Origin of the sequence: Pseudomonas allokribbensis (genome assembly GCF_014863605.1) — a bacterium.
In the GTDB taxonomy this organism is placed as follows: domain Bacteria; phylum Pseudomonadota; class Gammaproteobacteria; order Pseudomonadales; family Pseudomonadaceae; genus Aquipseudomonas; species Aquipseudomonas allokribbensis.
Genome location: NZ_CP062252.1, coordinates 4710345 through 4732927, shown reverse-complemented (window position 1 = coordinate 4732927; position 22583 = coordinate 4710345). Strand labels below are relative to the sequence as shown.

Sequence of the window (22583 nt, the reverse complement as noted above, 5' to 3'; positions counted from 1 at the left end):
CGTGCCAAAACCGAGCATTTTTGTGTCCGGTGCCAGCGGGTTTGTCGGGCAGCGGCTGGTCATGCGCCTGTTGCTCGATAAAAAATACACGCCTATCGCTGCCGCGCGTCGTGCTACGCAATTGCAGGGATTATGCCCCACTGTGTCTTTTGACATGGATAACCCGAGTCACCGGCCTGATTTGAATGGCGTGGATGTTGTTGTTCATACGGCCGCGCGAGTGCATGTGATGAATGAAACTGCCGAGGATGCCCTCGCTGAGTTTCGCAAGGTCAATGTTGAAGGAACCTTGCGACTGGCGAAGCAGGCAGCGGAAGCAGGAGTGCGGCGCTTCATTTTCATCAGTTCGATCAAGGTCAATGGGGAAAGCACTCTTCCGGGGAAACCGTTCAGCGCGGATGATGCGCCTGCTCCTCAAGACCCCTATGGAGTCTCCAAGTACGAGGCCGAGCAAGCACTGAAACAACTGGCACTCGAGACTTCAATGGAGCTTGTGATCATTCGTCCTCCTCTGGTCTATGGGCCTGGTGTCAAAGCCAATTTTCTGAATATGTTGCGCTGGCTCGACAGAGGTGTCCCACTGCCTTTAGGTGGCATACGCAACCAGCGAAGTCTGGTTGCGCTGGGCAATCTGGTGGATTTTATCGTCACGTGTATCAATCATCCTGCAGCGGCTAATCAGACATTTCTGGTTAGCGATGGTCAGGATCTCTCCACTCCTCAGTTATTGAACAGCCTTGCGAACGCTCTGGATAAGCGATCCCGGCTGATTGCCTTGCCAGAGTGGCTGATACTGTCTGTGGCGGCGCTGCTGGGCAAGCAAGCGGTTGCAAGTCGGGTCTGCGGTTCACTGCAGGTTGACATCTCCAAGAACTATGAGTTACTGGGGTGGGCTCCACCGATACATTCAGATCGAGCCATGCGTCAGACGGCCATTCACTATCAGGAAGCATTGGTAAAGCACCGTGCCTGAAACCATGAAGAATCTGGATTCTCATTCTTCGGTGCCGCTGGTCGAATGGCGCTCTGTAGATGTAACGCTGCTTGCTGACGGGAATGTTTTAAATGTGAAGCTTTGATTGAGTCTTGCTGTACGCGGCGAGATACTTCGGATTAACGGGTTAGACTATTTTTACTTTTATAGGTTATGTATGTCATTCAGCAAAATAAATTTCTGGATTGAAGGTGATATTTCGACGACAAGAATTGTTTCGCGTCTGCTGAATGATGTGAGCGGTGAAGATAACTGCGATACCCGACTGCTAAGCACTGTCGGCTGGTCGTCCCTCGTCAGCGGTGTCAACATATTTTGTCGGATTTGTGATCCAAGATACGACTGGTTGCCGGTGTACTTGCGCGAGCATGGCATTCCCTATGCATATTACATTGATGACAATTTCTGGAAAATTACTGGCTCGGGAGCGTTGGCGCGTTATTATCAATCGGCAGAAGTCGTCATGTCGCTCGACGCTTTTGTTGAGAATGCCAGTTTCGTAATTACGCACAACAAAACATTCGCCGAGTTTATCAATCGAAGATTCCCTGATGTGAAATGTGAGTTGTTGCCAGTCCCTTTTGACACTTCACTGATTCGTAAGATTGCAAAAAAACTTACAGTAAAACCTGCAAGAGGCGCGGTGGTCGGGTACGCCGGTGGCTATAAGGAAGAAGAGTTTGCGCTGCTTCAGGAAGTGGTTGAGAAATTAGGAAAGGAGCGGCCTGAAATTCGCTTTGAGTTCATTGGTGGTGTTTCCGATGAATTGCGCAACTTGAATAATGTGCAGTGGTTTCCGGGTTTTTCGGACTATTCCAAATTTCTTGAGTTCAAAATGGGGCGAAACTGGACTGTCGGATTGGCGCCGTTGATGGAAAGTCAGTTCAACTCTTCCAAAACGAACAATAAGTTCAGAGAGTACGGTGGGTGCGGAATATCCGCTATCTATAGCAATACGACTCCCTATGTCGAGTGTGTAGTGTCGGAGCGCTCCGGCCTGTTGGTTGATAACAACGTCGACGATTGGGTGGAAGCTATCAAGCGCCTCGTTGATAGTTCTCAATTGCGCGATACGATAAAGGAAGAGTCCTTCAAGTATGTCGAATTGAACCATTCGCATGAATCGATTATTCCAGCCTGGCGCGAGGCGCTCGATAGCGTTTCTCATGATTCTGAATGCTTGATGTCCTCCAGGATTCGGTTCAACTATGTAAAACATTTCCATCTGAGTGGCATGTCACGCGTTGCCAAGCGAATGGAGGCCGCTACAGCGACTTCTATATATGGATTTGTCTTGAAAGGAAAGCTGAAGTCGCTTTTGAGCAGGGCGCCTGTTAGAAAAGTGGTAAGAACCTTTGCTTTTTTTGCATTGATTGCTACCGGCTTGTATATCTTGAAGGCGAGTATAATGTGAGGAAAAAAACTGTTTTGATCGTCTGTAATGATGTCGTCGGGCTCAAAATGGCCGGACCGGCAATCAGATGTGTGGAAATAGCAAAAGTTCTTTCACAAAGCTTCGACGTCAAAGTGTATGCGCCAAAGGCTCAGCCGTTGGTTGACGTGTTGTTCGAAACAAAAAAATTCTCGGATGCGGATTTCAAGTCGACAGCAGAAAGTGCGGACTTTCTGATAGTTCAAGGTGACGCTTTAAGATCTCATCCTTTTTTAAAGGATTTAAAGGGTTGCCTTGTGGTAGACCTTTATTGCCCGGTTCCACTTGAATATCATCAGGCATCTGAGGGTGTAAGCCTTAATGTAAGAGGAATGACCAGCAATTTTTTATGCGATGTGCTGCTTGAGCAACTCGTGTACGGAGATCATTTCCTTTGTGCAAGTGAGAAACAGAGGGAATTCTGGCTGGGTGCACTGACGTTGGCCGGACGAGTCAACGCAGATCGTTGGCCGCAAGCGAGTCACGCCGATGTTTCCGACCTGATATCGCTGCTACCATTTGGATTGTCGTCCCAGCGGCCGGAGCCGACCAGGCGAGCGATACGCTCAACCTTTAATATCCCCGCAGATGATTTTGTTCTTGTATGGGGAGGTGGGTTGTATCAATGGTTTGATCCATTGACGCCTATCAAGGCTGTCCATCGCTTGATTTCGGAAGGTGCACGAGTGCATCTCGTGTTCATTGGGGTCAAGCATCCAAATGCCAGTATTGCTCAGCATGATATGTGTGCTCGCGCAGTCGAACTGGCCACCGAGCTCGGGTTGATCGATAAGTTTGTTCACTTTAATTTTGGCTGGGTGGACTATGACGATCGCCATAATTTTCTGCTTGATGCAGATGCCGGTATAAGTTCTCACTTTGACAATCCCGAGACGCGCTTCTCGTTTCGAACTCGCATGCTGGATTATCTCTGGTGTGACTTGCCGATCATCGCAACACAAGGCGATGTGTTTGGTGATTCTCTGATTCCCGAGGGAACGGGCATATCCGTCGGTTTTGAAGACCTTGAGGGCTGGGTTCAAGCTATAACGGTCTTGATGACTGATAAAAGCGAGCATAAAAGATACCAGGAAAACGTCCGCAACTATTCAGAAAGGTTTCGCTGGGACTCTGTAGTACACCCTTTGCTCGAAAGGCTTGGGACAATGACTGTTGCACCTGACCGATCACTGGTCCGGTCGCACTACGTCAGCGCCAATCAATCAACAGGTTTTTTCTTTCGTTTGCGACGTCGTTATGCTTCCGGCGGAGTTCTATCGATTTTTGCTGCTGTATGGAGACGTTTGCGTTAAATGAGGAGTTCCAGGTTTGAGGTCGTGTAGTTTGACGTTCCGTAACTATATAAATGGGCATGAGCATTCGAGTTTTATATGAAAAAACAAGTCCCATCTGTATGCGCAGTGATCATTACCTTCTTTCCAGATCTGGGCAACTTGAGGAATTTGGTCGAGTCTTTAAACGAGCAGGTCGATAGCATTGTCATTGTGGACAATGGGTCGTCGGATTCGATGGAGCTTTTTGTCAGCAAGCTAGACATTGAAAGCAAACCTGCTGTTCTCAGTCTTGGTGAAAACCTGGGTATCGGTCATGCGCAGAACGTTGGTATTGAATATGCCAAGACTTCCGGCGCTACCTACGTCGTGCTGTTTGATCAGGATAGCTGCCCTGAGAAGAATATGGTTGTGAAGCTGCTTTCAGCAGCGAGGGAGCTGGAGTCATCTGGTGTTCCTTTGGCAGCGGTTGCGCCAGGTTACAAAGACTTCGACGGCGGCAGGTTGTCCAGTTTTGTACGTATCGGGTATTTCGGTTTTTCTCGAATAGACTGTGCTCCTGACAGCGGAGTTGTCGAGGCAGACTTTCTAATTTCCTCTGGATCGCTGATTCCCCTTTCAGCTATCGCCAAGGTCGGGGGCGTGGATGCGAGCCTGTTTATCGATCACGTCGACACTGAATGGTGCTTGCGCGCGAAGTCTATGGGACTCAAGCTGTTTGGCGTAAACGACGCGATCATGTTGCATTCGTTGGGAGATCGTAGAGCCAGATTCTGGTTTCTTCGTTGGCGAACCGTTCCGTACCATTCACCTTTCCGTTATTACTATATGTTCCGCAATAGCATTCTGCTTCAGCAAAGATCCTACATGCCGCTACGTTGGAAAATAGCCGACCTTGCACGATGCCTGAGAGCACTGGTTTTTTTTGGTATTTTTTCTTCGGATCGAATGGCGTGCGTTAAGATGATGCTTCGTGGCGCGCGGGACGGTATAGCCGGTGTCACTGGCAAGATGAAATAAGCGTTGTCGGGGGCGTCCGGTCATTCGGGTGTGTAAGGTAAGTGGCTTGCATCGTGATCTACGTGTATTGCGCTTAGAGTCATATCAAATATGAGTAGGTTTTATTTATGGTAGTTCTTGATATTGGCTGTGGAAGGAAGAAAATCACCGGGGCAATCGGCATTGACTTTTCTGCGATGAGCGATGCCGATATTACGCTCGATCTCAATAAGGAACGTCTCCCTTTTGAGGACAGCAGTGTCGATTTCATTTTTTCATCTCATACTCTAGAACATTTGACGATCGAAGGCTTTCTCCATGTTATGGAGGAGTGCTATCGGGTATTGAAACCGGCTGGTCAACTCAAGATCGTTGTTCCTTATTTTACAACCACCGCTAACCTGGCCAATCCATTTCACAACAACAACATCTGTTTCAACGAACATACGTTTCGGTTCTTTTCCTCCGATTCGGAAACGGATGCAATGGCGAAGCACGAGTATGCTTCACCTAGTTGCCCGCATTGGGGGCTGAGATACTCTGCGAACAGTGAAATTGGTATTGAGTTCAAGACCTTGTCAGTATCCTATTTCTACTTTCCAGAATATGTGGACTCTTCAGACGAAGAGAAGTTTTTGGCGCGTTCCTCGAAAATGAACGTGGTAGATCAGATCGCCTATTCCCTGGAAGCAGTCAAACCTTGTCCCGTACGTCCTGAAACAGGTCCTGTCGGGACCAAGGATGATCCGTTTGCGTTTGTTGAGCAGCAGCTCCAGCACATAAACAATCAAATCGCCTATCTTGAAGCAAGAGAAGTGGGTGAGCCAGAACTCCGTACTGCGAAAAGTGTAGTGACCACTACGAGAAAAGACGGAAGTATTTTCAGTGTTGACGGGGTTCTGACTCCAGTCAACTTCCTGGTTTATGAGCTAGATGCCGTCATTCAGGATCTTCGTCGCAAGATTGATGCCCTGGGGTAGTCGAACAAAGAGGCTACGATCAGCTGTCTTGCACCTTTAAGCCCCGGCAGAATGGTTGCTATTTTTAGTGAGCAGGATGCCGGGATTTCACTAAGTCCGTTTGTATTAGACTAGTAAAAGCTCTCGCCGGTGGGTAGGTGATCGCCTTTTTGCCTAGTTTCAGGATAAGGGGCTGTGGCGGTGTCGCAACACCTCTCCCGATCAAGGGCAAACAGGGACAGAGCTCCGTCGGAAGACGGATGGTTTTGTTCACCCCGCCTCCTGTACGACGGTACAATTCAGAAACTATTTAGCCAGGCCAGGGGAATGTCTGCAATGGGTTATATCAAGGAGCACTGGGGCTATTTGACCGGTGCAGGTGCGTATCCGGGCGTCGATTGTTTAAGGGCGCTGGCGGTTGCGCTTGTAGTTCTTTTCCACTTTCATTTTTTTTCTGTCGGCTGGATAGGCGTAGACATTTTTTTTGTACTGAGTGGTTTTTTGATCGGCGGAATCATTCTCGATAAAACAGCATCGGGTCGTTTCGATTTTGTCGAGTTCTACAAGAAGAGAGCTTTGCGAATACTTCCAGTTTATTATTTTTCTATGCTTTTATGTTTTGTATTGAAAGCGGGTGGGGTGTTCGATTTTATAGCTTTGAAAAGCATGCTTTCGGGGATGTTGTTTCTGCAAACTACGGGGCCTTACTTCTTTCCGGACTACTTCAATATCAATGATGCTTACATTCCCGGCGGCTCGTGGAGTCTGGTCATTGAGGAAATGTTCTACTTGATTGCCCCGCTGGCGATTGTGTTGGTGTCTTACCTTTCAGGTAAGAGGCCATGGTTGATGCTGGTTACGCTGGTTGTTGCTTTTATTTCAGGTATGGCAGTACGAGCTGCGATGACATCGGGTTTTGCACCCGACGACTCCAGTTGGTATTTCGCAAACTTCATTCAATTCCATTCTCGATATGACGAACTGGTGGCAGGTGTCCTGGCAGCGGCTTACCTGAGATTTGCTCCTGACGTCAGATCGCAATCGGTGTGGTGGCTCTCGGCAGCAATTACTTTGTGTTTTCTTTTTCTTGTTTATATCTATGGAAACCCTGGATTTTTAGCGAAACCCTACCTGATAACGCAAGACACCATCTGGCTGCCAACACTCTTGGGTGCGATGGGGGCTTGTTTCGTACTCGGTGCTTACTGGGTACCTCTACAGGTAAAACCCATTGTGTTGCTGGCTCGCTTGTCGTACCCGCTTTACCTGATTCATATACTGTTCTTTGAGATAACCAACAGATATATCAATGGCGGTCTGCTCAAGTGGTTGTCTGATATGTTTACCGATCACGGTTTATCTATGATCCGGATAGCAGTCTGTGTTTTTCTTTCCTATCTTGTTTCCCTGTTGGTGGAATATCCATTTATCAGGATGAACAAGAAGAAGGATAACAAGAGGGTAAGCAACGAGGGGGTGGAAGTGGCTCCCGTGTAAGCCGGTTTCTTGTCCTGAGCATTCTGCTCACGGGACAGTGTGTGGTCGGAGCGAATCGCGACGTGCATGGGAAACTTGGCCGGGAAGGGTGAACTTCCTCCTCGGCCAAGGTGCTAACTGTTTACGCGGTTCTTGACAGGATTTCGATCATGGCTTCTTGAATGCCTGCTTCTCGAAGTCTGTTTTTATAGGCATCGATATCATAATTTGCTCTGAAGAACTCTACAGTTCTTGAGTGCGCATCGATAGACGCGTAGCACGCACCGGGAATTCTGTCCCTGGCCTGGCCTACAGAACCCGGGTTGACGATGACTCCGCTTCCGGCTGGCCGTTGCATTGGATGGTGCGTGTGTCCGAGCACCAGGTAGTCCATTGCGTCGGGCCAGGCAAAGCCTATCTCCGTATCCTTATAGATGTACTCTTCAGCGTTATGTGGGCTTCCGTGCGCTACATACATGGCTGTATCGACAGGCGTGCTTTTTTCATCGGTCGAAAAGCGCAGTTCCAGAGCGTCCGGGAGTGATGAAAGCCATTCCAGATTCTCGTCGGTCAGCGATTCTCGTGTGCTCTGTATTCTGTACTTCGATTCTCGGCTATCGGAATAGCTGAGCTCGCCCAGTACGTATTTGTCATGATTGCCTTTGATGCAATGTACTTTGCGTTCTCGCAGTAACCGGCAAACCTCGTTCGGCTCGGTGTAGTAGCCCAGGAGGTCGCCAGCGCAAACGATATCCGCCGAGGGCGGTATTGAGTCCAATACCGCTTGCAGGGCGGGGAGGTTGGCGTGTACATCGGCAATGATGTACACGGGCTCTCCACGATAAGGTAACAGCAAGGGGAGGCTGCTCATTATTCGAAGTACAGCTCTTCGTAGTAGCGCAGGAATCGGCCAGACTGTGCAATCTTCCAGCCGTTGAAAGGTTCTTGTTTAACGATGTTGTATACAAAGGCTGCGCACGAGTTGTAGCCGTAGTATGCCTTGGAGGCCTCGGTTGAACTCAAGCGACCATTGATTTCAAACAAAACGGGACCGGTTTCGGTCTGGATCAACTGAACGTTGAAGTGGCCAAAGTCCAAGCCTTCTTCAATCAGTGCCTTGCCGATATTATTCAGATAAGAGGAAATGCTTTCATCCAGAACGATTTCACCATACGAGGTGGCGCCGTCCGGCGTCAGTGTTCTCTTGAAAATGATATGGTTGATTTCTTTGGTGTAACGGTCAACGTAGCAACCGCAAGTGTACTCGTTGCCTGTCAACAGTTCTTGAACCAGGAAGGAGTCAACTTTGATGTTTTCTTCCGCGATCAGCTTCTTGGCTTCAGCAAGCCCGGAAACCTTATAGATGCTGCGAGAAGAGGAGCTATGGTTCGGTTTGATTACAATCGGGCCGGAGATGTTGCCGGACTCCAGGTACTCACTCAGCGAACTGGTCTTTGGAACTCTGATGCCATGTCGCTCCAGCACGGCTGACGTGGAGACCTTGTCCATGCAGATGTCAGTGATGCTAGAGGAGAGCGTTGCGGCTCGCAGTGTTTCATCGCGATAGTTGGCTACCGCCGCCAGCTCGTGCTGGGTGCCGGAGAACACAATTTGAATGTCGTGTTCTTTTACATAGTTTCGCAGGTGGCTGTGATACTCAGGGGATGCCGCCAGAGGAAATATAGGCGTCTTGACTACAGGTGCTGAGGGCAGGGAAAAAAAGCGTCCGGCACCCAGCTCTTCACTGTTGGCGAAGTGGATGTTCAGAGGCTCGCCAAAATCGTGAAATGCCAAGGCCTTGTAAATGCTCTGTCCCATTACAGAGCCCGCACCGGTAATCAGAATATTCATGTTCTATGTTAAACCTGTAAATTGATTTCTTCGACATAGCCAGCGAAAGCACTTTTGAAAGAGCTCCACTGAGGGGCATAGCCTGGCAGGATTGTCGGCTGCATGGTTCTGACATCAAAAGCCGACAGATCATTTTCTATGTGTTTGTTGATGACTTCCAACCCGGTCATTTCGGCTGCCAGCGCCACGATTTCAGCAATGCTGGCAGAGTCCGGGTAGCCAGTGTTCAGAACGCGTGTTGTCGATGCCAGATCAAATCCGTCTGTCGCAATCCATTTCAGTAATTGGACCAGTTCAGTGATGTGGACATACGTGCGTCTTTTGAGGCCTGCACCGTACTGAGCGAGACTGCTCTTTTGACGGATGCCTTGCTCGATCGCCTTGAAGAAGTTTCCGTGTTTCTGGCCTACGCCAAAGACATCGGCAATTCTTACCGAGACAAAGGGGACTCTGATCAGATCTTCGAACAGTTTTTCGCCGAAGACCTTGGAGGCAGAGTAGTAATCGTTGCAGCGCAGCTTGTCGCCAGTGCGGCAGTTCAAGGCGTAGGGGTAGACGTTGTTGGTGGAAGCGTAGATCAAGCCACGATGTTTTTCGTTGACCTGTTCCAGTACCAGCGTGTCGATGAGAGTGTTTTCAGAAAGTGCGCTGCTTGTATTGTTCATGTTTGCTGCAAGATGAACAATCAATGAGCCAGCTGGAAGTTGAGTAAAGTCAGTCTCAACAAAATCTGGAGTCTCGAAAGACTCCAGAAATTTGCTTCCGACATATCCGGTTGATCCGGTTACCGCAATGCGGTAACCGGCTGAATATTTGCATCGGAGATTCATGGTCAGAGACCCGTTCTGACTACTTTCTTCAGAGTCTCTACGATGAACTCTACGTCATTCTTGGTGACGCCCATGTGCATCGGCAGAGAGATCAGCTCATTGCTGGCCTTGTGTGCGGCAGGGCATTTGCCGGCACCCGAGCTGTACAGGCGGTATTCGGTGTTGTCGCGATAGTGCACGCCTGGGTAGATCTCGTGCTCATTCATGGCCATCAGTACTTCATCGCGTTTTGCAACACGAACCTGGAACAGGTGGCGGGACGATTCGCAGCCTGGCGAAACCAGAACAGGCTCGATCAGTGTTTCGCCTTCCAGGGCTTCCAGGTACCAGTCGGCCAGTTGGCGGCGATAGGCGTTGTCGCGGTCAAGGTACTTCAGCGAGACCAGGCCGATGGCGGCCATGATGGAGTTGCCGTGATATTTGAAGCCCAGCTCTTCCACGTCGTACTTCCATTTGTAGGCACCCTGGCTGGCGGTGCGTGCAAATGTGTCCTTGTTGATCCCGAGCCATGCCAGCTTGCGCGCACGTTCGTCGTCTTCCTTGTCGCGGAAGCAGATCATCCCGGAGTCGGCAGTCGCCAGGTTTTTTACGGCCTGGAAGCTGAATACGGTGACGTCTGCGTCATGGCCAACGTGCTTGCCGTCAACGCGGGTACCCGCCATGTGAGCGGCGTCCAGAACGACCTTGATGTCGCGATCCTTGCACAGCTTGAGCACTTTTTCGTACTGGCCGACGTTACCGCCCAGGCCGACGAAGATGATCGCCTTGGTCTTGTCGGTGATCTTGCGCTCTACATCGACCGGGTCGAGGCAGAGGTATTGGTCGACATCAGCGAAAACCGGGGTGAGTTCGGCTTGGATGATCGCGTGGTTGGTCGATACGAAGGTCAGCGCCGTAGTGATGACTTCGGCATCGTCGTCCCAGCCATACTTCGTCTTCATCATGTGGAATGCCAGGTGCAGACCAACCGTGTTGGAGCTCAGGAAATGCGCATGCGGCAGGCCTGTGTAGGTTTTCCAGGCCTCTTCCATTTCGACTGTCTTGAAGCCCAGACCGGTCCAGCCTTTTTCCAGGCATTCGCGGATGCCTTCAAGGCATTCGTCGACTCGGAAGTTTGGAACAAAAAGTTGCGTTGCCACAGTATCACCCCGCGTGATTATTCAAATATTTTTTAATAACGACATCTGGCTCACCATCTTCGACGATGCTGCCGTGATCGATCCAGATAACTCTATTGCACAGCTTGCGCAGCAAGTCGGGCTGATGGGATACGAATACCATGATGCTAGAGCTATCAATGAAATCATGCATGCGTGCCAGAGCCTTATCGATGAATTCTGCATCACCACCGGCAAAAAGTTCATCGAGAATAAGAATGTCTGGATGAACGGCGGTGGCGATAGCAAAAGCCAGGCGCATGTACATCCCTGTGGAGTAGTACTTCACAGGGGTGTCAATGAACTCGGCCAAACCCGTGAACTCAATGATCTCGGGTTCGATCTTTTTGAGCATGGACTTGCTGTAGCCGAGGATCGCGCCGTTGAGGTAGATGTTCTCACGGCCGCTCAGCTCAACGTTGAAGCCTGCTCCAATTTCCAGTAGAGGGGCAATTCGGCCATTGACCGTTACAGATCCCTCTGTTGCGCAGTAAATGCCGCAAATGGCTTTCAGCAGCGTACTTTTCCCTGCTCCGTTGTGGCCCACAATCCCGATCCGGTCGCCATGAACGACCTCGAGATTGAGGTTTTTCAGTGCGCGGAATTCCGTGTATTTGCTTTTGTTGTGGCGCTTCAGCAGCCCAGCAAAGAATTCCTTCAGCGACTGTCCTTTGTCATGGTACAGACGGAAGTTTAGATTTAGATCTTTTATCGAGATACTTGAGTTCATATCGATCACAACTTGAATACTATGTATCGATCATGCTTTTTGAATATGTATATACCCAAAAGCAAGCTGAGAATTGCCAGTGTCACAACCTTTGCATAAACATCGGGCCCGGCGAGGGAGCCTTCATAGATAGGCAGTCGGAAGATTTCGATGAACAGCGTCAGCGGGTTCAACGCAAAGATCCATCTGTAGGTATCCGGGACGAAAGAGAGCGGGTAGATGATCGGCGTCAGGTAGTAAAGGGCTTGGAGTATCACACCCACGATGTTGGGCAGGTCACGGAACGAAACGGTCGCGATGCTCAATGCCAGTCCCAGGCCTACTGCAAAGGCAAATAGCAACAGGAAGTTGATTGGCAGGATAAAGAGCGAAGCGGTAAAAGGAGCGCCGATCGCAAGGGCGATGATGAACAGGCAGATCGTGCTGAAGATAGCGTCGACCAGCAGGCTTATCGAAGTGGAAATGACGAATATCTGTTTCGGTATGTGGATTTTCTTGATTAATGACTCGTTGGCCAGCAATGCCTGCATACCTTGGGCCAGGCAGTTCGAGAATAACGTGAAAGGTACGAGCCCCGAGAACAGGAAAATTGCAAATGTCTTAAGTGGCCATTTCATGATCATCGAAAATACGACAGAGGTCACGACCATGGTCAGTAGCGGGTTTAACAATGTCCAGAAAAAGCCGAGGGCGGTCCTTCTGTAACGCATTGTCAATTGTTGCCAAATCAACTGCTTGAGCACTAATTTGTATTGGAATAGTTCTTTAAAAAAAATGCTGAACACAATGTTTTATTCCGAGGCGAAAGGCCAGATTGCATGTTTCTCAAAAAGAGGTCGCCCTTGCATATGGACGGCCTGCCAAGTGCTTTGTTGATACCGTTGTGTTGAATGTTGCCCGGGTATCAAGAAAACATATCCATGTCCGCAAAAGAATCATGTCCCGAAAGCGTGGCGCATGATGCAGTTGAGTTTGATTGTTTCAGCCGCTCGCTGATAATCGCTTTTTCGGCTTTACACATGCTAGCACCTCCATTTCTTTCGGAATTCCGAATCAGCCTGCCTGGACCGCGCGACAGCATACCAGCATGTATCGATCGAATGAAGCCAGCCACCCATTTGCGCGGGGAGCGACGAGCGGTGAAAGCCACGCTGTGCCAGTGATTGGCCAGGTTTGGCTTGTGTACCGTCATTGGGCTGGCTGTGTGTATTCGGGCCGGTGATCTGTGCACTTGTCCTGCGCAGCAGCCAGGCTCGATGTGCTTGATATGTGAAGGTGTGGAGGTTCTCTCGAGGGGGCATTATCCTTGGCTGTCGTTGAAGGAGCGGCTGACCGTTCACGAAGGGCAATCAGGTGCCGTTGGCACTGATCAATATCACCTGCGCTGTTGCGGGCACATGCCAAAGGAAGAGAGGGCTTCGGCGAGATCAGGTTGAAGCCTGACAGAGTATTCTCCCGGGGCTGTCTGAGCGCAGTGTTGTATCAAATTAGCCGACTTTTTCGGAGCCCGGTCGAGTATGAGTTTCTGGTGGTTTTTTATTGGCGCGGGTGTCGCATCGTTCGTGCTGACGGCCCTTTTGCGTCAATACGCACTCGCACGCAGTCTGATGGATATTCCCAATGCCCGCAGTTCGCACTCGGTTGCGACGCCGAGGGGCGGCGGCGTTTCGATTGTGATCGTGTTTCTTCTGGGGCTTTGCGTTCTCTATGGGCAATCGCTGACAAGTCTTGCCACCTTTCTCGGGATGGCGGCGGCGGGAGTCGTCATAGCGGTTATCGGGTTTATGGATGATCACGGCCACATTGCCGCTCGCTGGCGGCTTGCCGGGCATTTCTGTGCGGCAGCCTGGATGGTTTTCTGGCTCAACGGTTTCGAGACGATCAAGCTGTTCGGGCTGACCGTTCATCTGGGCTGGAGCGGTGCCGTCATTGCGGCGATCTATCTGGTGTGGATGCTCAACCTCTACAACTTCATGGACGGTATCGATGGCATCGCCAGTGTCGAGGCGATCAGTGCCTGCGCAGGGGCGTGTCTGCTTTACGCGCTTGATGGTCAGTCGGTGTTGATCTGGGTTCCGCTATTGTTGTCCCTGGCGGTGGCGGGATTTCTGATCTGGAACTTTCCGCCCGCCAGAATTTTCATGGGCGATGCAGGCAGCGGTTTCCTGGGCATCATTTTAGGTGGTATTTCGCTGGCGGCTGCTAGTGTTGATTCCAGGTGGTTCTGGGTCTGGAACATTCTGCTGGGTGTTTTCATCGTTGATGCGACATTTACGCTGTTGCGCCGGTTGGTGCGGGGGGACAAAGTTTATGAGGCTCATCGAAGTCATGCTTACCAGTACGCCTCTCGCCTCTACGGCAAGCATCTCCCGGTGACGCTTGGGGTCTTGTTGATCAATGTATTCTGGTTGCTGCCCGTGGCTTTTTCGGTCGTGTATTTTGATGTCGATGGCGCAGCGGCTCTGACAATTGCGTATATGCCCCTGTTGTTGATTGCCATCAAGTATCGTGCGGGTGAGCTGGAGCGTCCCGCCCCTACAACGTAGCGCATAATACATTTGGGTCCGGCCGTCATGAATTCCCGTAAAATGCCAATATATCGTCGTCAGGGAAAGGGCCATCCGGTTGAGGTTTATGGATAAGATACGAGCGTTTTTGTTGGGGCTACCGAGGCGGCAGAAGCGCCTCATCCAGGTCGCTACGGACATTTTTCTGGTCTGGATGGCTCTGTGGCTGGCGTTCATCGTTCGTCTCGGGATTGACGACATGTACAACCCGCTGCGCATTCATTTCTGGCTTTTCGCTTGCGCTCCCGTCATCGCCGTTCCTCTTTTCATACGTTTCGGTATGTACCGTGCCGTGATGCGCTATTTCGGCAACGACGCGCTGATTGCGATCATCAAGGCTGTCAGCCTTTCTGCCCTGATCCTGGCGCTTGTGGTTTTCTGGTACAGCAATCATGAAGCTGTCGTCCCGCGCTCGATCATTTTCAACTACTGGTGGCTGAGCCTTGTGATCATCGGTGGGCTGCGCCTGTGCATGCGCCAGTACTTCATGGGTGACTGGTTCACCGCGGCGCAGCATGTACCGTTCGCCAGCCGGGATGATGGTCTGACCAAGGTGGCGATCTACGGGGCGGGTGTCGCAGGCAACCAGCTTGTCGCGGCATTGCGCATGGGGCGGGTCATGCGTCCTGTCGCGTTCATCGACGATGATTCCAGTATTGCCGACCGGTCCATCTCGGGTCTGCAGGTCTACAAGCCAAAACACATTCAACAGATGATCGATGTCACCGGGGCGCAGGAAATTCTCCTGGCGCTGCCTTCATCGACTCGGGCGCGTCGCAGGGAAATCCTCAATCTGCTGGAAGGCTTTCCGCTTCATGTGCGCAGCGTGCCTAACTTCACGGATCTGGCCAGTGGCCGGGTCAAGGTCGAGGATATCCAGGAGGTCGATATCGCCGACCTGCTGGGGCGTGATTCGGTGCCGGCTCAGCCGGACCTGCTCGAGCGCTGCATCCGGGGCAAGACCGTGATGGTCACCGGGGCGGGTGGATCGATCGGTTCGGAGTTGTGCCGGCAGATCTTTGTGTTGGGGCCGACGACCCTGTTGCTGTTCGAACACAGCGAATTCAATCTTTACAGCATTCTGTCCGAACTTGAGCAACGGGGATGCAGGGAGGCGGTGCGGGTGCGGTTGCTGCCGATCCTCGGATCGATCCGTCAGCCGGAAAAGTTGCTCGATGTGATGAAAACCTGGAAGGTCGACACCGTTTACCACGCGGCGGCCTACAAGCATGTACCGATGGTTGAACACAACATTGCCGAGGGTGTGTTGAACAACGTGATCGGTACGCTCAACACGGCGCAAGCGGCGTTGCAGTCCGGTGTTTCGAACTTTGTACTGATCTCGACCGACAAGGCTGTTCGCCCGACCAATGTCATGGGCAGTACCAAGCGTCTGGCAGAGTTGACCCTCCAGGCTCTGAGTCGGGAAGTGGCTCCGGTGCTGTTCGGCGACAAGGCCAATGTTTCCCGTGTCAACAAGACCCGCTTCACCATGGTGCGTTTTGGCAACGTGCTGGGTTCGTCCGGTTCCGTGATTCCGCTGTTTCACAGCCAGATCAAGTCCGGCGGGCCGCTGACCGTGACTCATCCGAAGATCACCCGCTACTTCATGACGATCCCGGAGGCGGCACAACTGGTGATCCAGGCAGGTTCCATGGGGCAGGGCGGTGATGTGTTCGTGCTGGATATGGGCGAGCCGGTCAGGATTGTCGAACTCGCCGAGAAAATGATTCATCTGTCGGGTTTGAGTATTCGTTCCGAGCGCAATCCTCAGGGCGACATTTCCATCGAGTTCACAGGTTTGCGCCCGGGTGAAAAGCTCTACGAAGAACTGCTGATCGGCGACAATGTTGCCGCCACGCCGCATCCTATGATCATGACGGCCAATGAGGATCACTTGCCCTGGGACGTTCTGAAGTCCCGGCTGAGAGAACTGCTCGCGGCTGTCGAAGCGGATGACTACTCCCGCGTCCGCCAGCTTCTGCGCGAAACGGTCAGCGGCTACACGCCGGACGGCGAGATAGTCGACTGGATCCACCAGCAGCGCCGCCTCGAGCCCTGATTGTTTCACATCCTGTAACGGACGCATTTTTGACTTGTCCTGATCATCGCCTAACTTTGAGGAGCAGCTTCGGAAAAGCTGCTTTCTCAATTGATGATGGAGCGTCACATATGCGTACCGGTTATTTCTACTCCCTGATTTTTGCCCTGCTGACCAGCGCCTCGATTGCTGCCATCGCTGCGCCTGTGGCGCCGTCCGATGCGAACAAGGTCCCACTGGTGATGGATTCGTCAGCCACTTCCGACGTCCGGAAAGTTGATCTCAACGGGGCCGATGCAGCCACCCTTCAAAAGGAGCTGGCGGGTGTTGGAGAGGCCAAGGCCAAGGCAATTGTTGCATATCGTGAAACAAACGGGCCATTTGCATCCGTCGATGAGTTGCTCGAAGTGAAAGGCATCGGCAAAGCGATCCTGGATCGCAATCGCGACAAGCTGGAAGTCAACTAAGCTGATTGTTCAACGCCAAGGGGCCGGTCATTGACCGGCCCTTTTTGCATCCCGGTCCTGAAGGTCTGCGAGGGAGCAGGGTGCCTTTCCGTCGGAATATATAAAATTATGGCTATCATATTGCGCTGAGATTATGCCTATAATAATTTCGCTTGCCACGGAAGCTTTCCTGCTTTCAGAGGCTGCTCATTCCTCACGCATTCCAGGAGTATCGTCATGAATTCCCCGAAATCCCAAGGTACGGCGCTTGTCACTGGCGCTTCTTCCGGCATTGGTGCGGTGTATGCCGAGCGGTTGGCGGCACGTGGTTTTGATCTGTTGCTGGTGGCTCGCGATCAGGAACGCCTGGAGTCTGCGGCTGGCAAGCTGCGGGGGGACTACGGTGTCCAGGTCGAAGTGTTGAAGGCCGATCTGACGCAAAAGGAGGAAGTGCTCAAGCTTGAGCAGCGCCTGCGCAGCGATTCCAGCATCAGCCTGCTGGTGAACAATGCAGGGGTGGCGGTCAATGGATTGCTGGCCAATGCCGATCCCGAGGTGCTGGAACAACTGATTCAATTGAACGTCACCACACTGACCCGATTGGCAGCCGCCGCAGCCGCTGCGTTTACCAAGGCCGGGCGCGGCACGATCATCAATATCGCGTCAGTGGTCGCCTTGTTCCCCGAACGTTTCAATGCCACCTACAGTGCCAGCAAGGCCTACGTGTTGAGCCTCACTCAGTCGCTCAATACGGAGCTCGAAGGCACCGGGGTCAAGGTGCAAGCGGTATTGCCGGGTGTGACCCGCACTGAAATCTGGGAGCGTTCCGGTTTTGATGCCAGCGGTATTCCGGCGGAGATGGTCATGGAGGCGGGCGAGATGGTGGATGCTGCGCTGTCGGGGCTGGATCAGGGTGAGCTCGTCACCATTCCTTCGCTGCCCGATGCCGCAGAGTGGCAAGCCTTCGTTGCCGCACGTCATGTGATGGCACCCAACCTGTCCCACAGTTCGGCGGCCAGCCGTTACAAGTAAAAAACTTAAGAGTCGTGAGAGGTCAACCCGATATGGATCAGCGTCGAATAGTTGTCACGGGTATGGGCCTGGTATCGCCCTTGGGCAGTGGTGTCGAAGTCGTCTGGCAGCGTCTGCTTGCCGGGCGCTCGGGCTTGCGCCAGTTGCCGGAAGCGGTGATTGCCGATCTGCCGGCCCGGGTCGGTGGTGTGGTGCCGACGATGGAAGAGGACGCCGAAGCCGGTTTCGATCCGGATCGGGCGACGCCGCCCAAAGAACAGAAGAAGATGGACCGTTTCATTCTGTTCGCCATGGAGGCTGCCCGTCAGGCGCTGGAGCAAGCTGGATGGCAACCTTCGGACGCCAATGCTCAGGAACGCACGGCCACCATCATCGGTTCGGGTGTCGGTGGCTTCGGTGCGATTGCCGATGCCGTGCGTACCACCGACAGTCGTGGGCCACGGCGTTTGTCACCGTTCACCATTCCATCGTTTCTGGTCAACCTCGCGGCAGGCCATGTCTCGATTCAGCACGGGCTCAAAGGTCCGATTGGCGCACCGGTCACCGCGTGTGCCGCGGGTGTCCAGGCGATCGGTGACGCCGCTCGGCTGATTCGCGCCGGTGAGGCCGATATTGCGGTGTGCGGTGGTGCAGAAGCGTCTATCGATCGAGTCAGTCTTGCCGGTTTCGCAGCGGCGCGGGCGTTGTCCAGCGGCTACAACGAAACGCCCGAACGAGCCTCGCGGCCGTTCGACAGTGGCCGGGACGGTTTTGTGATGGGTGAAGGCGCAGGGCTGCTGGTGATCGAATCGCTGGATCACGCATTGGCACGCGGTGCCAGGCCACTGGCCGAACTGGTCGGCTACGGCACCAGCGCCGACGCCTATCACCTGACTGCTGGACCGGAAGACGGCAGCGGGGCTCGACGAGCCATGACGTTGGCGCTGGCTCAGGCCGGTATCGCGCCGGACCAGGTGCAGCATCTTAATGCACATGCGACCTCGACGCCGGTTGGCGACCTGGGTGAACTGGCTGCAATCAAGTCGGTGTTTGGAACGCAGAACAAAATCGCCGTGACCTCGACCAAGTCCGCCACCGGGCATTTGCTGGGTGCTGCCGGCGGCCTTGAGGCGATCTTCACGCTGCTGGCGATCCGCGACCAGGTCGTTCCGCCGACCCTCAACCTGGACAATCCCGATCCGGCCAGCGAAGGCGTGGACATTGTCCACGGTCAGGCGCGGTCGATGCCAATCGAGTACGCGCTGTCCAACGGGTTCGGATTCGGTGGGGTCAATGCGAGCGTGTTGTTCAAGCGTTGGCGGGATTAATCTTCGGAGCGTTTGAGGTGTTCGCGGGTGACGTCGAGGATCTGTTGCGCCAATCCGGCATCCGCGACGCTGCGTGAGAGCAGGAGCGCGCCCGCCAGTGTGGCCATGATGACGATGCTGCGTGCGGCCGCGTCCTCGCCTTCGAGGGTGTTCTGGATCTGATCCAGACGCGCTTTCAGCACGGCGTCGCTGGTCGGGCTCGGTTGGCCGCGCAATCCCAGTTCCGAAGAAATGGTCAGCAGCGGGCAGCCTTCATGAGGCGAGGTCTGATGCCACTCGGACAGGTACGTATCGATGAAGGCTTCCAGCGGTTTTTCCTGGGCGAACAGTTCCTCGCACAAGCCTGCGACCTGATCGCCGGCGGCTTGCAGGGCTTTTTCGACCAGGTCGTCCTTGGATTTGAAATGCGAATAAAAGCCGCCGTGGGTCAGGCCCAGCGCTTTCATCAACGGTTGCAGTCCGGTCGCGCCGATGCCGTCCTTGCGAAACCGTTCGGACGCTTCCTTGATGATGCGCTGATGGGTCTGGGCTTTATGATCTTGCGAGTAACGCATTTAAACTCTCCGCAACAAGAGCACCATCTTAACCAATGAGAATTGAATGGTGACTGTACTTCTACTTCTAAAAAGCCTGCCGATGAATCCAACATGTTCGTAACAGCCATCAACGGTTGGCACGGATAGTGGTTGCAGCTCACAAAGTTGCCATCACCGAAGGAGCAGGAGAACCATGTACAAAGACTATCCGGCCGCCTATCAAGTCAGTAAAGGCTCGGCCTTGCAGGTCAATGCGCCGTTTTATGAGCGGATTCGCGACCAGAAGGCTGCGCGGACCCTGATCGAGCAATTCGAAGTGCCGATCCGCACCGGTCGCGCCTGGCATGTTCCGGCGGGGCATGTGTTTCGTGTCACCACACCGGTGGGGCCGCAGGTGGGCGACTTCAATGTGTGGAATGCCCACGATCCGCGCGAACGGATGTGGGCGGCCCGGACCCGGCAACTGCAGGGCGCCCATGTCAGCACCCACGATCGCCTCTGGTCGAACCTGCCTTTTCTGCGGCCAATGGTCACCATCACCGATGACAGCCTGGCCGGTTATGGCATCGACGAGCACGGCGGGCGCCTGCACGATTTGCTCGGTACGCGCTGCGATCCCTATGTGAACAAAATGCTCACCGGCGAAGACTTTCATCATCACTGCCACTCCAACCTGACCCGCGCCGTGCTACCGCACGGTCTGACCGAGTTCGACGTGCATGACGTGCTCAATATCTTCCAGTGCACGGGCCTTAACCACGATGACCTGTACTTCATGAAAGCCTGTCCGGCGCAGAAGGGTGACTATCTGGAGTTCTTTGCGGAAATCGACTTGCTGTGTGCGTTATCGACCTGTCCTGGCGGTGATCTGTCGCTGGCGATGTGGGGGCCGGATGCGCAGGATCCGCTGAGTGTGTGCCGTCCGCTGGGTGTGGAAATCTATCGGCTGGAGGATTCGCTGCTCGAAGGCTGGAGTTCGCCGGAACGCGCGGCGTACAAGGGGCTGCATGGCCTGCACATCGCCAAGGCCGACTGGGAAAAGTAACCGCGATAGAAAAACAAACCCCGCCGATTCAGGCGGGGTTTTTCGTTCAGCGATCCTGCGCGTCCTTGACGTCCGCTTCGGCATTGCGCTCAGCAACGCGTTGACGTTGTTCTTCGGTCAGTTCGACCTTATTGGCGGTGTCGCGCAGCATCATCAGACCCCCCACGATCGAGCCGATTGCAACGACCAGAATCAACCAGGCATACCAGGGCATAGCGGCTCTCCTTAATGGCAGGTCGCCGGGCGAGGATTTCGCCGGGCGATGCTGCTTACCACGTTTGAGCGATGGAAAATCGCAGTGGTTCCATTCTAGGCCGGTTATGCCCGGTACACCCGCACAGCTTCTATTGACCGGTCAGCATCGCATCGGCCGGCGCGTTCGCGCGCAACTGGCCAGTGAGCAGGAAATAGCCGAATCCGACCGCCATGAAACCGAGGAAGATCAGTCCGATCAGTGCGTTGAACCAGGCCATCGCCACCAGGCACACCACCGCCAGCACCAGCGCGATGAACGGGATCAGCGGGTAGCACGGCGCACGGAAAGTCCGCTCCAGATTCGGTTCGGTTTTGCGCAGCTTGAACAGACTGAGCATGCTCATGATGTACATCACGATGGCGCCGAACACGGCCATGGTGATCATTGCGGCGGTGAGGGTCATGCCGCCGAGGTTGATCAGACCGTCGCTGTAAATGGCGGCAATGCCGATGATTCCGCCGGCGATGATCGCCCGGTGCGGCGTCTGGAAACGCGACAGCTTCGCCAGCGAGGCAGGCAGGTAACCGGCGCGGGCGAGGGCGAAAAACTGCCGCGAGTAACCAAGAATGATCCCGTGGAAACTCGCCACCAGACCGAACAGGCCGATCCACACCAGCATGTGCAACCAGCCGGAATTGTCGCCGACCACTGCTTTCATCGCCTGCGGCAACGGGTCGTTGATGTTCGACAGGGTGCGCCAGTCGCCGACGCCGCCGGCAAAGAACATCACGCCCATCGCCAGCAGCACCAATGTCAGGATGCCGCTGATGTAGGCCTTGGGAATCGTGCGTTTCGGATCCTTGGCTTCTTCGGCGGCCATGGCCGCGCCTTCGATGGCAAGGAAGAACCAGATCGCAAACGGAATCGCTGCGAACATCCCGGCAATCGCCGGTGCGCCGAAAACGTCCGAGCCGGCCCAGCCATTGAGCGCGAAGTTGCTGAAGCTGAAGGCCGGTGCAACCACGCCCATGAACACCAGCAACTCGGCGACGGCCAGCACGCAGACGATCAACTCGAAGGTCGCTGCCAGTTTCACACCAAGGATGTTCAGCCCCATGAAGACGATGTACGCGCCGACCGCCGCGTGTTTCGGATCGAGGGCCGGAAACTGCACGTTCAGATAGGCACCGATTGCCAACGCAATCGCGGGCGGGGCGAAGACGAATTCGATCAACGTCGCCAGGCCTGCGATCAATCCACCTTTTTCACCGAACGCCCGGCGACTGTAGGCGAACGGCCCGCCCGCGTGAGGAATCGCCGTGGTCAGTTCGGTGAAGCTGAAAATGAAGCAGGTGTACATGGTCGCGACCATGAATGACGTCACCAGAAAACCCAGTGTCCCCGCGACGCCCCAGCCGTAACTCCAGCCGAAGTACTCCCCGGAAATCACCAGCCCCACCGCGATACCCCACAGATGCAACGTGCCCAGCGTGGGTTTGAGTTGTGTGTTCATGCCTTTGCTCCCTGAACGGTTTGGAAAGCTCGGGGGAGGGCGTGTGCAGTGGGCGTGCCATTTTGTATTGGCGGGTCGTAATGCGTTGAAAGCTGTCGTATCGGGGATGTTCGCCACTCGATAGCGCACATTTCTGTGCGCCAGTCAGGTGCACCGCCCACCGGATACCGTCGTAAAGAA

The 22583-nt window shown here is 53.6% G+C and carries 21 protein-coding genes; 12 read left to right on the top strand and 9 right to left on the bottom strand.

Annotation, left to right across the window (positions count from 1 at the left end; translation table 11 throughout):
* Nucleotide 1: 1 nt before the first annotated feature.
* The 6 genes from IF199_RS21570 to IF199_RS21545 all read left to right on the top strand — a co-directional run bounded on the left by IF199_RS21570 (nt 2) and on the right by IF199_RS21545 (nt 7173).
* On the top strand, nt 2-973 hold the full coding sequence (locus IF199_RS21570) for a UDP-glucose 4-epimerase family protein (protein ID WP_192560992.1): 972 nt from the start codon (nt 2-4) through the stop codon (nt 971-973).
* Between the two features lie 178 nt (nt 974-1151).
* Entirely contained in the window at nt 1152-2408 is a 1257-nt protein-coding gene (locus IF199_RS21565) for a glycosyltransferase family protein (protein ID WP_192558660.1), read from the top strand.
* On the top strand, nt 2405-3739 hold the full coding sequence (locus IF199_RS21560; RefSeq protein WP_192558659.1) for a glycosyltransferase: 1335 nt from the start codon (nt 2405-2407) through the stop codon (nt 3737-3739). Before IF199_RS21565 ends, IF199_RS21560 begins: the two co-directional genes overlap by 4 nt.
* A gap of 78 nt (nt 3740-3817) precedes the next feature.
* Nucleotides 3818-4738, top strand: a complete 921-nt coding sequence (locus IF199_RS21555; protein WP_192558658.1) for a glycosyltransferase family 2 protein — start codon at nt 3818-3820, stop codon at nt 4736-4738.
* 107 nt (nt 4739-4845) lie between these two features.
* Nucleotides 4846-5697: a class I SAM-dependent methyltransferase gene (locus IF199_RS21550; protein ID WP_192558657.1), complete on the top strand. Its 852-nt coding sequence runs from the start codon at nt 4846-4848 to the stop codon at nt 5695-5697.
* Between the two features lie 315 nt (nt 5698-6012).
* Nucleotides 6013-7173, top strand: coding sequence for an acyltransferase family protein (locus IF199_RS21545; RefSeq protein WP_192558656.1), 1161 nt, complete (start codon nt 6013-6015; stop codon nt 7171-7173).
* Between the two features lie 121 nt (nt 7174-7294).
* Here the strand turns inward: IF199_RS21545 and IF199_RS21540 are convergent, their stop codons facing one another.
* From IF199_RS21540 to IF199_RS21515, 6 genes are read right to left on the bottom strand one after another with little or no spacing between them, the layout of a single operon-like run.
* A complete protein-coding gene (locus IF199_RS21540) occupies nt 7295-7981 on the bottom strand; it encodes a metallophosphoesterase family protein (protein ID WP_176504854.1) in 687 nt (228 codons plus the stop codon).
* A 41-nt stretch (nt 7982-8022) separates the two neighbouring features.
* Nucleotides 8023-9003 (bottom strand): ATP-grasp domain-containing protein, encoded by a 981-nt coding sequence (locus IF199_RS21535; RefSeq protein ID WP_096821033.1) that lies wholly within the window; start codon nt 9001-9003, stop codon nt 8023-8025.
* An 8-nt stretch (nt 9004-9011) separates the two neighbouring features.
* Nucleotides 9012-9833: an NAD-dependent epimerase/dehydratase family protein gene (locus IF199_RS21530; protein WP_096821034.1), complete on the bottom strand. Its 822-nt coding sequence runs from the start codon at nt 9831-9833 to the stop codon at nt 9012-9014.
* A 2-nt stretch (nt 9834-9835) separates the two neighbouring features.
* Nucleotides 9836-10972 carry a DegT/DnrJ/EryC1/StrS family aminotransferase gene (locus IF199_RS21525; RefSeq protein WP_192558655.1) on the bottom strand — a complete coding sequence of 379 codons (1137 nt, stop codon included), beginning with the start codon at nt 10970-10972 and terminating at the stop codon, nt 9836-9838.
* 4 nt (nt 10973-10976) lie between these two features.
* Nucleotides 10977-11720 carry an ABC transporter ATP-binding protein gene (locus IF199_RS21520; protein ID WP_176504855.1) on the bottom strand — a complete coding sequence of 248 codons (744 nt, stop codon included), beginning with the start codon at nt 11718-11720 and terminating at the stop codon, nt 10977-10979.
* Nucleotides 11721-11725: 5 nt separating this feature from the next.
* Complete coding sequence (locus IF199_RS21515; protein WP_096821037.1) at nt 11726-12505, bottom strand: ABC transporter permease; 780 nt, start codon at nt 12503-12505, stop codon at nt 11726-11728.
* Between the two features lie 732 nt (nt 12506-13237).
* Here IF199_RS21515 and IF199_RS21510 point away from each other — a divergent pair.
* From IF199_RS21510 to fabF, 5 genes are all read left to right on the top strand, one after another.
* Nucleotides 13238-14266, top strand: a complete 1029-nt coding sequence (locus IF199_RS21510; RefSeq protein WP_192558654.1) for an MraY family glycosyltransferase — start codon at nt 13238-13240, stop codon at nt 14264-14266.
* An 88-nt stretch (nt 14267-14354) separates the two neighbouring features.
* A complete protein-coding gene (locus IF199_RS21505; RefSeq protein ID WP_192558653.1) occupies nt 14355-16349 on the top strand; it encodes a polysaccharide biosynthesis protein in 1995 nt (664 codons plus the stop codon).
* Nucleotides 16350-16459: 110 nt separating this feature from the next.
* Nucleotides 16460-16795 (top strand): ComEA family DNA-binding protein, encoded by a 336-nt coding sequence (locus IF199_RS21500; protein ID WP_096821040.1) that lies wholly within the window; start codon nt 16460-16462, stop codon nt 16793-16795.
* Nucleotides 16796-17011: 216 nt separating this feature from the next.
* Nucleotides 17012-17806: an SDR family NAD(P)-dependent oxidoreductase gene (locus tag IF199_RS21495; RefSeq protein ID WP_192558652.1), complete on the top strand. Its 795-nt coding sequence runs from the start codon at nt 17012-17014 to the stop codon at nt 17804-17806.
* Nucleotides 17807-17838: 32 nt separating this feature from the next.
* A complete protein-coding gene (gene fabF, locus IF199_RS21490) occupies nt 17839-19113 on the top strand; it encodes a beta-ketoacyl-ACP synthase II (RefSeq protein ID WP_192558651.1) in 1275 nt (424 codons plus the stop codon).
* Here the strand turns inward: fabF and IF199_RS21485 are convergent.
* Nucleotides 19110-19667, bottom strand: a complete 558-nt coding sequence (locus tag IF199_RS21485; protein ID WP_192558650.1) for a TetR/AcrR family transcriptional regulator — start codon at nt 19665-19667, stop codon at nt 19110-19112. The two genes, fabF and IF199_RS21485, sit on opposite strands and share 4 nt — an antisense overlap.
* Before the next feature lie 175 nt (nt 19668-19842).
* Here IF199_RS21485 and IF199_RS21480 point away from each other — a divergent pair, with 175 nt between their 5' ends.
* Nucleotides 19843-20694, top strand: a complete 852-nt coding sequence (locus IF199_RS21480; protein WP_192558649.1) for an urea carboxylase-associated family protein — start codon at nt 19843-19845, stop codon at nt 20692-20694.
* A 46-nt stretch (nt 20695-20740) separates the two neighbouring features.
* Here IF199_RS21480 and IF199_RS21475 read toward each other — a convergent pair whose 3' ends face one another.
* Nucleotides 20741-20908 carry a DUF2897 family protein gene (locus tag IF199_RS21475; RefSeq protein WP_096821045.1) on the bottom strand — a complete coding sequence of 56 codons (168 nt, stop codon included), beginning with the start codon at nt 20906-20908 and terminating at the stop codon, nt 20741-20743.
* A 130-nt stretch (nt 20909-21038) separates the two neighbouring features.
* Nucleotides 21039-22403 (bottom strand): ethanolamine permease, encoded by a 1365-nt coding sequence (gene eat / locus IF199_RS21470; RefSeq protein WP_102620459.1) that lies wholly within the window; start codon nt 22401-22403, stop codon nt 21039-21041.
* Between the last annotated feature and the right edge of the window lie 180 nt (nt 22404-22583).